This window comes from Pedobacter sp. ASV12, from assembly GCF_016429155.1.
In the GTDB taxonomy this organism is placed as follows: domain Bacteria; phylum Bacteroidota; class Bacteroidia; order Sphingobacteriales; family Sphingobacteriaceae; genus Pedobacter.
In genome coordinates this window covers 1-15,266 of the sequence record NZ_JAELUC010000004.1, presented here as the reverse complement: position 1 = coordinate 15,266, position 15,266 = coordinate 1, and the positions used below count along the sequence as shown (strand labels likewise).

General features: G+C 45.1%; 10 protein-coding genes. 2 read left to right on the top strand and 8 right to left on the bottom strand.

Translation table 11 applies throughout. The features are described from left to right. Window positions 1-4: 4 nt before the first annotated feature. The 6 genes from JHD69_RS02410 to JHD69_RS02385 form a co-directional block, all read right to left on the bottom strand. Window positions 5-601 (bottom strand): c-type cytochrome, encoded by a 597-nt coding sequence (locus JHD69_RS02410; protein WP_233165635.1) that lies wholly within the window; start codon window positions 599-601, stop codon window positions 5-7. Then, window positions 585-1,121: a DUF3341 domain-containing protein gene (locus tag JHD69_RS02405; protein WP_199136994.1), complete on the bottom strand. Its 537-nt coding sequence runs from the start codon at window positions 1,119-1,121 to the stop codon at window positions 585-587. The genes JHD69_RS02410 and JHD69_RS02405 overlap by 17 nt, the downstream gene beginning before the upstream one ends. 2 nt (window positions 1,122-1,123) lie before the next feature. Beyond that, window positions 1,124-2,596 carry an NrfD/PsrC family molybdoenzyme membrane anchor subunit gene (gene nrfD / locus JHD69_RS02400; protein WP_199136992.1) on the bottom strand — a complete coding sequence of 491 codons (1,473 nt, stop codon included), beginning with the start codon at window positions 2,594-2,596 and terminating at the stop codon, window positions 1,124-1,126. A 24-nt stretch (window positions 2,597-2,620) separates the two neighbouring features. After that, on the bottom strand, window positions 2,621-5,668 hold the full coding sequence (locus JHD69_RS02395; RefSeq protein WP_199136990.1) for a TAT-variant-translocated molybdopterin oxidoreductase: 3,048 nt from the start codon (window positions 5,666-5,668) through the stop codon (window positions 2,621-2,623). A 47-nt stretch (window positions 5,669-5,715) separates the two neighbouring features. After that, window positions 5,716-7,005, bottom strand: coding sequence for a c-type cytochrome (locus JHD69_RS02390; protein WP_199136983.1), 1,290 nt, complete (start codon window positions 7,003-7,005; stop codon window positions 5,716-5,718). 253 nt (window positions 7,006-7,258) lie between these two features. Then, window positions 7,259-8,239, bottom strand: a complete 981-nt coding sequence (locus JHD69_RS02385) for a deoxyhypusine synthase family protein (RefSeq protein WP_199136981.1) — start codon at window positions 8,237-8,239, stop codon at window positions 7,259-7,261. A gap of 188 nt (window positions 8,240-8,427) precedes the next feature. Between JHD69_RS02385 and JHD69_RS02380 the strand changes: the two genes are divergently transcribed. Next, on the top strand, window positions 8,428-9,558 hold the full coding sequence (locus JHD69_RS02380) for a polymerase (RefSeq protein ID WP_199136979.1): 1,131 nt from the start codon (window positions 8,428-8,430) through the stop codon (window positions 9,556-9,558). Between the two features lie 319 nt (window positions 9,559-9,877). Next, the gene (locus tag JHD69_RS02375; protein WP_199136977.1) at window positions 9,878-12,055 is read left to right on the top strand and encodes a penicillin acylase family protein; all 2,178 of its coding nucleotides are present in this window, start codon (window positions 9,878-9,880) and stop codon (window positions 12,053-12,055) included. A gap of 82 nt (window positions 12,056-12,137) precedes the next feature. On the opposite strand, the gene JHD69_RS02370 is transcribed toward JHD69_RS02375, so the two are convergent. After that, on the bottom strand, window positions 12,138-13,712 hold the full coding sequence (locus JHD69_RS02370) for a M56 family metallopeptidase (RefSeq protein WP_199136975.1): 1,575 nt from the start codon (window positions 13,710-13,712) through the stop codon (window positions 12,138-12,140). A gap of 15 nt (window positions 13,713-13,727) precedes the next feature. Beyond that, on the bottom strand, window positions 13,728-15,266 hold a 1,539-nt coding region (locus tag JHD69_RS02365; protein ID WP_304622301.1), incomplete at its 5' end, for a M56 family metallopeptidase.

Sequence of the window (15,266 nt, the reverse complement as noted above, 5' to 3'; positions counted from 1 at the left end):
TTTCTTATTGTATTTTTTGTAATTGTTGAACATACATCACCACTTTCCACCTTTCGGTTGGGCTAAGTTGTGAAGCATGAGATCCCATTGCATTTAAACCATACATAATGGTGTGGTAGATTTTACCAGCAGGCATATCCTTCATCAAGCCGCCACGAGACGATACCGCATCTTTGCCGTGGTAAGCCGGAACACCAGAGATACCTTTGTCCAGTTTTACGATATGGCCCTGACCATCTCCTTTTTCGCCATGGCATGGCGCGCAGAACACAGTAAAGAAATGCTTGCCTTCCAACAGGTTTTTCTCGGTTACAGGCAATGGGTTTACCAAGGCTGCCGAAGCTTCATATCCTTCTTTGGTATTCGGATATTCATACTTTACAAAACCGATAGGATCTGTATTTGGCGGAGGCGTTTGTGCCGTAGCGCCGTTGGCAAAATTCTTGTTGGGCTGATCCTGGTTGTAGGCAATCGGATCGTACATATTTCTTGCATACTCCAAACCTGTACTTCTCTTGTCTCTACAGGCCGAAAGCATTGCCACAGAAGCAAGCACTATAAACGTGGCGTAAACTATATTCTTCTTATTCATAGCTAACATACTTCCTTTCATTATACTTTACTTCCAATGCGCCCGCACCTTTCAATAGTTCGTCTATTTTTTCGTGCTCGGCGTTTGCCTTGGCATCAATGGCAATGATAAAACGATCGTTTGTTGCGCGCAGATCCATTACTCGAGGCGCTCTTCCCGGAAAAAGGTGGGTGGAGGCATAGTATGATCCTACCAGGCCAAAGGCACAGAAAAGGATGGTCAACTCGAAAGTAATCGGAATAAAATCCGGCAACGCAAAGTGGGTCTTGCCGCCAATATTGATTGGCCAGTCTACCACGGTAGCCAAATAAACGCCGGTTAACATGGTCAACGTTCCGGTAATCCCGAAAAAGAACGCTGCGATATCTAACCTAGATCTTTTAACTCCCAACTTGGCTTCGATGCCGTGGATAGGCATTGGCGTATACACATCATGTATCTTGATGTTGTTTTCCTGCAACTTCTCGATGCCGTGCATCATTTCATCAGGGTCGCCGAAACTGCCTAAAATATATTTGATATTACTCATTGTTATATTTTTGCGTATTCTTCTTGTTTAACACTATCAAATTTTTCTAAAGACTCGATGTACTCTTGTACTTGCTCTTTATCTAAATGACCTTCTTTAATCAACTCTAACTTAGCCTGCTCGCTGGCGCTCTTCAACAATAGTTTCACCTCTGCGATAGCAATTGAAGGCAACACCCTCAAGAACAGCAAGAACAGGGTAAAGAACAAGCCTATCGAACCTACGAATACGCTCACGTCAACCCAGGTTGGATAGAACATGGCCCAACTCGATGGCAAGAAATCGCGGTGCAAAGAGGTTACGATAATTACGAAACGCTCGAACCACATCCCGATGTTTACCACGATAGACAAAATCCAAGTCGCGGCAATGCTGGTACGAATCTTTTTGAACCAAAGCAACTGTGGCGAGATTACGTTACAGGTCATCATCATCCAGTATGCCCACCAGTAAGGACCGGTTGAACGGTTGATGAAGGCATATTGTTCATACTCAGAACCTGAATACCAGGCAATGAAGAACTCGGTTAAGTAAGCCACACCCACGATAGAACCGGTCAAGATGATGATCTTGTTCATCGATTCGATGTGGAACATGGTGATATAGTTTTCAAGGCCCAATACCTTGCGTGCTACCAATAACAAGGTTAATACCATGGCGAAGCCCGAGAAAATCGCACCCGCAACGAAGTACGGAGGGAAAATTGTGGTGTGCCATCCTGGAATTACCGAGGTTGCAAAGTCCATCGATACGATGGTGTGTACCGAAAGTACCAGGGGAGTTGAGATACCCGCCAAAATCAATGACACGGCCTCAAAACGCTGCCAGGTTTTCACGCTGCCAGTCCAACCGAATGAAAGGATGGTATATACTTTTTTGCGCATGCCTACCGCACGGTCTCTGATGGTGGCGATATCTGGCAATAAACCAGTGTACCAGAATAATAAGGATACAGAGAAATAAGTAGAGATCGCAAACATATCCCATACCAACGGCGAGTTAAAGTTTACCCAAAGCGAACCGAACTGGTTCGGCAATGGCAATACCCAATAAGCCAACCAAGGCCTACCCATGTGGGATACAACATAGGTAGCGGCACAGATTACAGCGAAAATCGTCATCGCCTCTGCCGAGCGGTTGATGGAGTTACGCCAGTTCTGACGGAAGAGTAGCAATACCGCAGAAATCAGCGTTCCTGCGTGACCGATACCTACCCACCATACGAAGCCGGTGATGTCCCATGCCCAACCTACGGTTTTGTTCAATCCCCATGATCCGATACCGAACCAGAAGGTATAGCTTACCGCAACTACCCAAAGCGTGGCGCCACAAAGTGAAAGAATAAACCCTATCCACCAAGCTTTGTTGGGCTTGTTTTCTACCGGAAGTAGAATGTCATCCGTAATTTGGGCATACGTGATGTCTTTTCCGGTAATTAATGGCTCTCTTAAAATTGATTCGTTATGTCCTGACATAATTTATATTGCTCTAAGTACAGCTTACGCGTGTGCTTTTTTAGTTTCTGAATCTATATTTCTAACTTTTGTCATGTAACCAACACCTGGTTGTACATTGATCTCCTCTAATACATAGTAGATACGTTCGCTGCGCAATGCTTTCGAAACTTCTGAATTCGGATCGTTTTTGTCGCCAAAAATAATCGCTCCGGCAGAACAAGCTTGCTGACAAGCCATTTTGATATCACCATCTTTCAGTGCACGTTTCTCCATTTTGGCGGTTAATTTACCAGCTTGGATACGTTGGATACACATTGAACATTTCTCCATTACACCTCTCGAACGGGTCGTTACGTCAGGGTTCAATACCAATTGCGTAAACTCGTTGTTCAGGTAGTTGTCGAAACGCGAATCGTTCCAGTAGTTGAACCAGTTGAAGCGACGTACTTTGTACGGACAGTTGTTGGCGCAATAACGGGTACCTACGCAACGGTTGTAAGCCATGTGGTTCAAACCGTCTGACGAGTGTACCGTGGCCAATACCGGACATACCGTTTCGCATGGCGCGTGGTCACAGTGCTGACAAAGCATCGGCTGGTGTACTACCGAAACATTATCTAAATTGCTCATGTGGGCAATTTCTTTCTCTTCGGTTACATCTTCGCCGGTTTTCTCGTCGTTAAAGCTGTAGTAACGGTCAATACGCAACCAGTGCATTTCTCTGCGTCTGCGTACTTCGTCTTTACCTACAACCGGAATATTGTTTTCTACGTTACAAGCCACGATACAAGAACCGCAACCGGTACAAGCATTCAAATCGATTGCCATTACCCAGTCGTTGCCAAGCTTCTCATATTTATCTGTAGTCCATAAATCGTATACTTTGTGTTTATGGTGGTTACCTGAACCCGATGCCGGATCTTTCAAGTAATCTTTCAAGGTAGTTTCGCGAATGATGTTCCTGCCTTCGAAAGAATAGTGGGTTTGGGTTTGTGCCAATTCTTCCCTGCCGCCTGCAGCCGATAATTTGGCTGTAGTTGCATATTTTAAAGTACCATTGGCGAAGCTTACAAAAGGGAAAGCGTTTTTACCCACGTTGTCGCCGGCTTTACCAACCTTGGTACGTCCGTAGCCTAAGGCAATTGAAGCCGTACCCATGGCCTGGCCTGGTTGGATCAACAATGGAAGGATTACTTCGTAACCGTTCGCGCCTTTTACGCTTACCAAATCAAACTCTTTATAGCCTAATTTTTCTGCTTGTTTAGGTGCAACCGCAATAAAGTTGTCCCAAGTTACTTTAGAAACCGGATCAGGCAACTCTTGCAAGAAAGCATTGTTGGCACTCTTACCATCGCGCATTGGGATGTTTTCGTAAATGTGCAACTGGATATCGTTGTTGTCTAAAGCTTTGCTGCTGGCCATAATCGAGGCTACAACTGCATCTAAAGCTAAGCTGAAACCATAAGCGCCTGCAGTTTTAGGGGCGGTAGTAACCACACCTGTTTGCAACAATTCGTTCCAAGTTTTACCTGCAGCAGGCAAAATGCTTTTCTCCCAGTTGTTGCGTACATATTGATAGTAATCCTGAACAGCTGCATCAGACCAGATCAATAAGCTTTGCTCTGCCTGACGTGAGTTGAATACCGGATTGATCGTTGGCTGTACAATGGAATAGTAACCTTCGTAGCTGTTGGCATCGCCCCAAGCCTCTAAGTAGTTTGGTGTAATGGCCACCACTTCACAAAGGTCAGAAGTCTCGTCTACCCTATCGGCAAATGATACTTTGAAAGGAACTTTGGCCAAGGCATCGGTAAATGCTTTTGGATTTACGGCATCGTAGGCAGGGTTCGAATTCAAGAAGAAAACAGCAGCTACTTCGCCCCTGTTCATTTCGTTGATCAATTCTGCAAATTCTGCATCGTTACCTTCATAACGTTTGCAAGGGTTATCCAAATCGATGGTCGTACCATAGCTGCCGATGGCAACGTTGATGGCATTCACCAAAATTTGCGTTGATACATCGTTAGAACCAGCAACTACAACGGCTTTGCCTTTGTTTTGCAGCAATTCTTTGGCTACCAGTTTCAGGGCTTTATCGGCAGTGGCGTTGTTTGGCAATGCGCCACCAGCTAAATTACCGCCGGTAATGGCATTGTATAAGGTAATCAAAGCCGGGCCTTCTTCCGATAATTTAATCGGCACACGGGTATCAGCGTTGGTACCAGTCAAGCTCATGCCAGTTTCGAACTGGAAGTGGCGAGACATTTTGCCTTTTTCAAGCGACTTGTAGTTTCTGTTGGCGGTGTATTGAGCAGTAAACTCTTCGCCACTGATCCAAGTTCCCAGGAAGTCGGCTGCAAAACTTACGATAAGATCAGCCTTATCGAAGTTGTATTTTGGCAATACGGCTTTACCAAAGCTGTTTTCGTTGGCTTTGATGATACCTGTATAAGATACCGCGTCGTATTGTACGTTTTTAGTAGTTGGGTATTTGGCTGTAAAATCTGCAATCACCGCCTTAGCCGATGGGCTGTTCAGGCTTGATGAAACGATGCGGATTTTTTTGCCAGAAGCCTGGGCCTTGTTCAGTTCGCCTTTTACGAAAGCGTCTAGCTCAGACCAGGTAGTTTCCTGCTTTTTAAGCAAAGGTGTTTTTAATTTAGAAACATCGTACAAGTCTAATACTGAAGCTTGCGCCTGTGCATCGGTACCGTTGTTAAATTGTCCGGCATTTGGATTAGCCTCGATTTTAATCGGACGGCCTACTACCGTTTTAACCAATACGCTGTTGCCTTTAAAGGTAGATACGTAATAGTTAGGGATACCTGGCACCACCTCTTCCGGTCTCACTAGATAAGGAATTGATTTGTGTACCGGCGTTTTCTGACAAGCCGCCAAGGTTACCGCACCCAAACCAAAGCCTAAGGCCTTTAAAAAGTCGCGGCGCGGGGTAACTGTACTTAAACCTGCTTCACTTAAAACATCTTCTATTGGAAGTGGCTCTGCAAATTCGTTTTTGTTGTTTTCAACAAAATCGGGGGTATTTTTCAACTCCTCTAAGCCTTTCCAGTATTTTTTATTGCTTTCCATTTAAGCTATATTACTGTTTATCGAACGTTCTTACTAAACTCTATTTATTAATAGTGGCACTTACCACACTCTAAACCACCTAGCATAGCAGGGGTAATTTTCTCGCCTTTTTTGATTTTCTCGTGCGCAGCAATGATGTTGGCATAGAAGGCGTCGTTTTTCTTGCCTGAGACATCAGCATCCTTGTGGCAGTTGATACACCATTTCATGGTAAGTGGCGAATACTGGTAGATTTCTTCCATGGTATTAACCGGACCGTGACAGGCAAAACATACAGGATCTGTAGGTTTAAGTCCTTTTTCTTTGCGGATGGCCGCTTCGCCAACGACTACGTGTTGCGAGTGGTTGAAGTAAGCGAAATCAGGCAAGTTGTGTACACGTACCCACTCAATTGGCTTCTCTTTGGTTTTATCATAGGTTTGCTTATCAGGATCGTAGCCCAAAGCATTGTAGATTTTTTGGATCTCTGGCGAAATCTGGCCATCTTCTGTTCTGGCTTGTACGTTCTTGTGGCAGTTCATACAAACGTTGAGCGAAGGAATGGTAGAGTTTTTAGATTTGAAGGCACCAGTGTGACAGTATTGGCAATCGATCTGGTTGATACCCGCGTGCAATTCGTGAGAGAATTTAATCGGCTGAACCGGTTGATAGCCTGTATGAACACCTGTATCCCACATACCCATCCAACCGAATGAACCCAAGGTAATCACCAAGCAAAGGATAAAGAAGAACACAAATTTCTTGTTTTTGAACAGCTTGCGTACGCCAACCGACAAAGGAACGGTTTCTTCTTCTGTGATATCGATGCCTTGTTTTTCTAAGATCAAGCGCTCCAATACTTTTACCGAGCGACCCAATACCACCAAAACAACGATAGCCAAGATGATGCTACCGATTACACCGGCAATTGAAAGGCCCGAAGCACCTTCGTCTTTAGCTACGGGACCAGCAACCTCAGTTTTCTTAGGCTCGCCTACTTTGGCATAAGCAATGATGCTTTTAATTTGGTCATCGCTCAGCTCAGGGAAAGTTTTCATTTCCGAAGCAGAGAACTTAGAGGCTTCGATGGCCTGTTTGTTGCCCGAAGCAATTAGCGCAACGTTGTTTTTGATCCAAGGAATCAAGAACGATTCGTCTAGCTCGTTAACTTTAGGAGTCAAAGCAGGTCCGGTAAGATCATGGTCTAAAGCATGACAAGATTTACATTTTGCATTAAATAATGTCTTACCCTCCACCACATCTTGTGCTTGCGTTACCGCAACATTTAAAAAAGAAAGGGCAGCCACAACAAGTGCCGACTTCCAAACTTTCCTAAAAACAAATGAGATATTCCTCATAATGAGTATTTTATGCTATTTATTGAAATAAATTTTAAATCCCTTTGGATTTTGGCCACTTAGCCAATCAAAAAGATTTCGACAAAAGTAAAACTTATTAAGATACCAATGACATATTAATGACAGTGAAATACAATTTATAATCATTCTAAATTATCGTATTTTCCGCCCTAGGAATGAAAAAATCAGCAATTTTTGAAAAACTGCTGATTCTTTAAAGCTTATCTTTTTTGAAAAAATTTTGCTTTTATGATTACATTTTTAATATCCATGCAAAAATCAATGGCGCTACAATCGTTGCATCCGATTCTACAATGAATTTAGGCGTATTGATATCTAATTTGCCCCAGGTAATCTTCTCGTTCGGCACGGCACCAGAGTAAGAGCCATAAGAGGTGGTCGAATCAGATATCTGGCAGAAATAGCTCCAGAAAGGAATGTTTTCCATCTCCATATCCTGATAAAGCATTGGCACCACGCAAATCGGGAAATCGCCGGCAATACCGCCACCAATTTGGAAAAAGCCTACGCCTTTGCCTTCGCTGTTTTTTACGTACCAATCGGCCAGCCAAGCCATATATTCGATACCGCTCTTCATGGTGGTTGGGTTAAATTCGCCTTTGATTACATAAGAAGCGAAGATATTGCCCATGGTCGAATCTTCCCATCCCGGCACCACAATCGGCAGGTTTTTCTCGGCAGCGGCCAACATCCATGAGTTTTTAGGGTCGATTTCGTAATACTGCTCCAATTCGCCGCTCAACAAAATCTTGTACATGAACTCGTGCGGAAAATAACGCTCGCCTTTATCGTTTGCGTCTTTCCAGATTTGGTAGATATGTTTTTGTAACCTGCGGAAAGCTTCTTCTTCCGGAATACAGGTATCGGTTACGCGGTTGTAGTGGTTTTCTAACAGGTCCCACTCATCTTGCGGACTCAAATCGCGGTAGTTGGGCACGCGTTTGTAGTGCGAGTGCGCCACCAGGTTCATGATATCTTCTTCTAAATTGGCTCCGGTACAAGAAATAATGGCCACTTTGTCTTGTCTGATCATTTCGGCCAAAGAGATGCCCAACTCGGCAGTACTCATGGCACCGGCAAGGGTAATCATCATTTTTCCGCCCTCTTCTAAGTGGGTTTCGTAACCTTTGGCGGCATCCATCATCGCTGCCGAATTAAAATGGAGATAGTTGGTCTCCATGAACTTTGATATCGGTCCTCTAGTCGTACTCATTTTTTTGTTTTAATTGTTTGCCCGCAAAAGTACGGTTTTTATAAGAAAGTTCATTGGTTTATTGGATCATAGGTTCATCAGTAAAATCATTGTCCAAGCTCCCAGCTGGAATCTTATCCAAGATTAACCTCACGCGCTACAGATTGCAGACTATGGACTATTGACTGATTTCCTTACCTTTGGCCCCGATGAAAAAAACTCTGTTGCTCCTGCTGCTTGCCGCTATCGGAACTGGTGCTTCGGCACAAATGAAATTGATCAAGAGAATGTTGTCTAACGAGAAAGACACCACCCGCAAAGCCAGCTTTATGCCGGTACCGGTATTGGGATACGCCCAGGAAACGGGCTTTGAGTTCGGTTTAGGCGCTATTTATTCATTTTATGTAGACCGCAAAGACACCACGAACCGCAGCTCCAATTTTTCGGGAACAGCATCCTATTCTACCAAAAAAACCTATAACCTTACCCTCAAAGGCGATGCCTGGACCAAAGGCAACCAATACCATTTTATCGGCGATGTGCGCTTCAAGAAAATGCCTTTCAACTTTTTTGGGATCGGCAACAATACCCAAAAAAGCGACGAAGACAAATTGGTGCAGCAACAGATCAGGATTAACCTGGATGCCGAAAAAACCTTTTTCAAAAATGCCTATACCGGTGTTTCGCTGGGTTTCGAAAACTATACTTTTACCGATAAGGAAACGGGTGGCATTTACAGCACCGCACCAAACCTATACGACCGGAATGGCGGATCGGTAGTGTGGATAGGCGTTTCGCAAAGCTACGACACGCGCAACTCTAACAACTACCCTACCAAGGGCTTTTTTGGGCGCGTTACCTACCAATACGCCCCCGATTTGTTTGGCCATGGCGATTTTACAGGCAGCCAGATCAAGGTCAACGTACGTAACTTCTGGTCGCTGGCCCCTAAATTGGTGTTGGGCGTACAGGGCCTTTACCATACCGTTCAGGGTTCAAAAACGCCATTCTATTTATTGCCACAATTAGGCAACGACGAAATGATGCGCGGCTATTACACTGGCCGCTACCGCGACGAAAACCTTTTGACTGCACAGGCCGAACTGCGCTACCGTTTCATGAACCGTTTTGGCATTGTGGCCTTTGTTGGTGGTGGCAAGGTGTTTGCCAACGGCAACTTCTCGTTGCAAGACCTCAAACCTAACTATGGCGTAGGCGGTCGTTACTTTTTCGATACGGCCAAGGGACTCAGCGTACGCTTGGATTACGGCGTAGGTGAGAAAAAAGCAAACGAAAAACGCCAAAGCGGTTTCTATATCAGCTTAGCAGAGGCTTTCTAAGAAGCGTTCAGTTTTAGCTTGTTAAACTAAAAACGGCCAGCTGAGCACCTGCTTATTTAGTTCATTCGTCATTAGCTGATTGTTAAGGGATGCGTTAATTGCATGGAAGGATGATGAAGCAATCTCTTTTATGTTTCCATCATTCCTGGCTTTACTCCCAAATCCCACGTTTAAAAAGGGTTGTTTGTCTTAGCCTGTAGAAGACCATGCTTCGGTCCTCCGACTTCGGACCGTCAACTGCTATATCAAATTTGTTTCTTGCGAAGCATTTACTTTAAACTTTTAACCTTTAACTTTAAACTTCACTAACCAAACTACGATGCGTAACCTGTTGTTTCTTTTGTTGTTGTTGCCCTTGCAACTCTTGGCCCAAAAATTTACGCCTGCCGAAATTAGCGCCTTTCAGGCACAAGCCAACCGCGTACAAATCATCAGAGACCATTGGGGCATACCGCATGTTTACGGGAAAACCGATGCCGATGCCGTTTTTGGACTGCTTTACGCGCAATGCGAAGACGACTTTAAACGCGTTGAACTCAATTATATCGAGAAGCTGGGCAGACTGGCTGAAGTTAACGGCGAGCAGGATATTTTTAACGATTTGCAGATCCGCCTGCTGATTGACAGTACCGAAGCCATAGCCGATTACCAAAAAGCACAGCCCTGGCTCAAAAAGCTCTTAGAGGCGTATGCGGCCGGCATCAACTACTACCTTTACAAAAATCCGCAGGTGAAACCGGCCTTGCTGCACCGCTTTAAACCTTGGTATGCCCTGCTTTGGACAGACGGCAGCATCGGCGCCATCAACACCGCCGACCTCACCCTTGGCGAGCTCAGGAAATTCTACACCAACGATTTTACGCCTACCGCCTATGTCCCTGTAATTAAAGATCAGCAGAGCGGCTCTAACGGCTTTGCTTTTGCGCCTTCCATTACCGAATCGGGCCACGCCATTTTGTATATCAATCCGCATACTACCTTTTATTTCAGGCCCGAGGTGCAGGTACAAAGCGAAGAGGGGCTTAATGCCTATGGCGCAGTAACCTGGGGGCAGTTTTTTGTTTATCAAGGCTTTAACGAGCATTGTGGCTGGATGCATACTTCGAACAACGTTGACATTGCCGACATGTATGCCGAAAAGATCACCAAAACCAACAAGGGTTTATTTTACGAATACGACAATAAAAAATATCCGGTAGGCATTAAAAAGATAGATATCCGCTATAAAGATGGCGAGGCATTGAAAACCAGGAGCTTTACCACTTACTTTACCAACAACGGACCGGTAATGGCCATTAGAGCGGGCAAATGGATTAGCCTGAAATCGAAAAACAGGAATACGCAAAGCCTGATACAAAGCTGGGTACGCACCAAGTCAAAGAGTTTTGCCGATTACCAAAAAGCCATGGATTTAAAAGCCAATGCTTCTAACAATACCGTTTACGCCGATGCGGCGGGCAATATCGCCTATTGGCATGGCAATTTTATTCCGATTAGAAATCCGAGCTACAATTGGGCTGGCGTAGTTGATGGTTCTACCTCTGCCACAGCGTGGAAGGGCCTGCATCCGGTAAGCGAAACCGTGCACCTATACAATCCACCCAACGGCTGGTTGCAAAACTGCAATTCTACGCCTTTTACGGTGGCCGGCCAAAACAGTCCGATTAAGGCCAATTACCCGAGCTACATGGCTCCAGATGGCGAAAACTTTAGAGGCGTAGCGGCCGTTCGCCTGTTAAGCCAGCCCCAAAAATACTCCTTGGAAAAGGTAATTGCCACAGGTTACGACACCTACATGCCTGCCTTTGATATTTTGATTCCGGCCCTGCTCAAAGCTTATGCGCAGCTGCCGCAAAGCGACCCGATGCTGGAAGAACTCAAAGCCCCTATGGCCCTGCTCAAAAACTGGGATTACCGTTCGGGCGAAACTTCGGAAGCCACCACCTTGGCCATGGAATGGGCGCCCCGCCTGAATATGAACATCCAAAAAGTGTACATCAATCCCGGCGAAAGAGATCAGGTAGAAAATACCAAGGCTTTTGCCGCCAGTGCCAGACCGAACGACCTGCTGGATCCGTTAAAAGCTACCTTAGCCGACTTGAACAAGCGTTTTGGCAAGTGGCAAATCGCATGGGGCGAAGTTAACCGCTTTCAACGCCTAACCGGGGCCATAAACGAAAAATATGACGACAACGCGCCGAGCCTGCCGGTGGGTTTCGGATCGGCCATGTGGGGGCAGCTGCCTTCGTACCGGAGCAGTTTGTTCAAAACCAACAAGCGCTATGGCAACAGCGGCAACAGCTTTGTTTGCGCGGTAGAATTTGGAAAAAGAATCAGGGCCAAATCGGTATTGGCTGGCGGCAACAGCGGCGACCCTCATTCGAAGCATTTTAGCGACCAGGCGCTGCTATACAGCAAAGGCCAATTTAAGGACGTGCTGTTTTACAAGGAAGACGTGGTTAAAAATGCGGAGCGTACCTATAAACCAGGCGAATAGCACAATTGGCTTTAATCTTAAAAATTAATTGACAACATTCCCTTTAAAGAATGGCCAACATTATTGGGTAAAACACCATAGACTAATCCTCTTTACGCCCAACTTTAAAACCAACGGTCATCTGCTTAGTCAGTATGTTAAAAGTAATATCGTTTGCGGTGATTACACCTTCTTTTGGCCCCATTAAAACCGCTTGGTAAGCTTTGATTTCATTGCTTTTTTTATCTATATCTATCTTCTCGGCCTCAATGGTACGTCCATCTATTTCTACTCTTGCTTTCCCAAACAGCGTAATTATGCCAGTAGCTTTAGACGTTCTGATCGAATCTGTAGCAAAATATTGAAATCTATCCATCAATTTGGAATTCTCGACAGCTACTGGCTTGATAGCTCCTGAAGCACCAGCATAATACGTTCCCTTATTCAAATCGAACACGATGGATTTGCCCATAAGCATAGTACCATCTTTTGATTTTAAACTGGCTTGTTCTGCAGTTATGATGCTATTTTCAGCATCCCAAGTAATATCCTCTGCCTCCAAAATGCTCCCAAATATTTCCATTACCCCTTTTTTGATATAGGTAATGTTTAAATGGGTGTCAACTCGTGCTAACGAAGATGAAATCAGCCTAGGCAGCCTTCGCTTTGCCGTATCCATCGTTTTTAAAGGCTGGACTAATCGGACGACAGTTTTGTGTTCTTGATTGCTTATCGAACTGTCGACGCCTTTTTCAGGCAGGTGTGGCCAAACCGCTGCGCCTACATAAGGCGTAATCCTTGGAAAAACCTTAACCACATCAACCGTAAAGCCCCAAACCAGCGTCAGTACAACGGGCAAGGCTAGCAAGTACAGCAGTTTTTTCATGTGGTTCGATTTGGCATTAAACAACATCTTAATTCTTTCTTTTACCGGGCTTTTCACAAAATGATGGATCAAGGGGTCATTGCTTTTAACCATGGCCAGCTTGAGCAACAAGTGGGCATAAGACGGGGTTCCGATACTGCTGGAAATAGTCTCATCGGCCTCATACTCGTGTACCTGCTCCAGTTCTTTATCGTAGAGGTAAACAATGGGGTTGAACCACAATACAGCCTTGGCCAGCATCAGCAAAAGTTTATCTACAGAATGCAACCGCTGCGCATGTACTTGCTCGTGTTGCAACAAAATGGCCATTTCTTCATCGCTCAGGCTATTTTTGTCGATAAAAACATAGTTGAAAAAAGAGCAATTGGTAAAGCCGGTATGCTTGGGCACCAGTTTTAGGCCATTGAGCCGTTCTGCTGCGCCGCCCACATGCCTTAAAAGATTGATGATACGCCAACATAGCAGCAACAAGAGCCCGGCCACTACCGTACCGTAAAGAAAAGGCACCAGACTTTTCCAATCCAATTGGTTTTGGGTTTCAATTGGCAGCAATGCCTGGGTGCCTGATACCCCATCCGGGGCATCTTTCAATATAAAGCCCTGGTCTACAAGGGCAATCTGATCTACTTCCTTTTCAATCGTCAGCTGCAGTGCAGGTATTATGAAACTCAATGCCAAGGTAAACAGCAAGTAAAAGCGGTTTCCCTTAAAGAAAGTCAGTTTTTTGAGAAACAATACGTAAAGCCCAAAAAATACGGCCGAGCAAATGCAAACTTTAAGCAGGTAGATCATCGGAGCTAAATTTGGTTATTTGGTGTTTTTTAATTCGAGTACCGCGTCATACTTGCCTACTAGATTTGGATATTTTTTAGCGAACTCGTCCGAATCCTTCTCGCAGGCAGCAACGGTATTGTATTTTTGTACCATAGCCTTTGTCAGGTTGCCGGCTTGGCTTTCAGAATAGGGCATACCATCTACATAGATCATCACTTTGCCTCCTTTCGGAATATCAGCCGAGGCCCAGCTGCCTGCTGCAGTCCTGAGCAGCGCCACGTCATGTTCTTTGCCATCGTTTCCGGCTTGGGTGTAGCGTTTATAAAAAGGGCCATTTTCATCAAAATCAGCAACGTTTCCGTTGTAGGTCCTGCCTACACCAATGCCGGCTGTCCTACTGCTCAGATTGCCACTTACTGTGCCATTTCGGCTAACTGTGGTTCTGACTTGGGATCCAATTACATTGTCTGTACGGCCGGCAACCACTACATCATTTATCTTGCCTACACCCACCGTTCTTGTTTCGGCCTGCAAGTTTTCCACTACCACATCATCTACAACTCTTTTTACATTGGTCCGCCTTACATCGTTTACGTTACCCGCTTTTGCAACTACAACAACATCGTTTCTCGAATCTATTACCCTGTCTACGGTACCTCTAACTACTACATCTCTAACTGCTGAAACTTGTTCTCCACCACGTCCTGTTGCACCGCCCACGATCACCACATCGTTTACAGCCACTACACCAGTCCCAGCTACACCTGCCTTATTTCGAGCCTTGAGGGTTACATTGTTTTTTGAAGCAACTTTCTCCGCTTTTACTTCATCAACGCTGTTTACACGGACCTCTTTTGCAGGTACGTTTTTGGTTTCGATTACTTTCTCCTGTGCGTAGACTACGTTTACGGCAAAGCCCCAAACCAGCCCACTTGCTATTGGCAAGGCCAATACATAACTTAACTTTTTCATGTTTTTTGATTTTGATTGGTATAACATTTTTATTCTTTCCTTAATCGGACTTTTTACAAAGTTGTGCACTAATGGGCCGCTGTATTCCTGAATGGCCAGCCTTAGAAGCAGGTTGGCATAAGGCCGTGTTCCAAAGTTGGAAGAGGCTGAAGCGTCTGCCTCATATTCATGGATTTGCTCCAGTTCTTTATTGTAGAGATAGATGATTGGATTAAACCACAGCACCGCTTTTGCAACAAGCAACAATAATTTATCAATCGAATGGTATTGTTTGGCATGTACTTCTTCATGCTTAAGCAGCAGGTCAAATTCTGCTGCTGTTAATTGCTCGCCGCCGATAAACACATAATTGAAGAAAGAACAATTGGTAAAGCCATCGTTTTTGCGGATCAGTTTTAAGCCCCCAACACGGTTATAAACATGGGTATGCTTAAGCAATTGCAATAATCGCCATAAGGTTAGGGCCAAAAGGGCGACGACAACAGCGGTGTACAGCATGCTAAGCCATAGCGTCCAGTTTATGTTCTGTCTCTTATACACATCTAAAAGGGGGGGGGGGGGGGGGGGGGGGGGGGGGGGGGGGGGGGGGGGGGGGGGGGG

What these genes read in the sequence shown, in the direction of transcription:
- JHD69_RS02410 (WP_233165635.1), bottom strand. Translation starts at nt 601, where the DNA reads ATGTTAGCTATGAATAAGAAGAATATAGTTTACGCCACGTTTATAGTG.
- JHD69_RS02405 (WP_199136994.1), bottom strand. Translation starts at nt 1,121, where the DNA reads ATGAGTAATATCAAATATATTTTAGGCAGTTTCGGCGACCCTGATGAA.
- nrfD (WP_199136992.1), bottom strand. Translation starts at nt 2,596, where the DNA reads ATGTCAGGACATAACGAATCAATTTTAAGAGAGCCATTAATTACCGGA.
- JHD69_RS02395 (WP_199136990.1), bottom strand. Translation starts at nt 5,668, where the DNA reads ATGGAAAGCAATAAAAAATACTGGAAAGGCTTAGAGGAGTTGAAAAAT.
- JHD69_RS02390 (WP_199136983.1), bottom strand. Translation starts at nt 7,005, where the DNA reads ATGAGGAATATCTCATTTGTTTTTAGGAAAGTTTGGAAGTCGGCACTT.
- JHD69_RS02385 (WP_199136981.1), bottom strand. Translation starts at nt 8,239, where the DNA reads ATGAGTACGACTAGAGGACCGATATCAAAGTTCATGGAGACCAACTAT.
- JHD69_RS02380 (WP_199136979.1), top strand. Translation starts at nt 8,428, where the DNA reads ATGAAAAAAACTCTGTTGCTCCTGCTGCTTGCCGCTATCGGAACTGGT.
- JHD69_RS02375 (WP_199136977.1), top strand. Translation starts at nt 9,878, where the DNA reads ATGCGTAACCTGTTGTTTCTTTTGTTGTTGTTGCCCTTGCAACTCTTG.
- JHD69_RS02370 (WP_199136975.1), bottom strand. Translation starts at nt 13,712, where the DNA reads ATGATCTACCTGCTTAAAGTTTGCATTTGCTCGGCCGTATTTTTTGGG.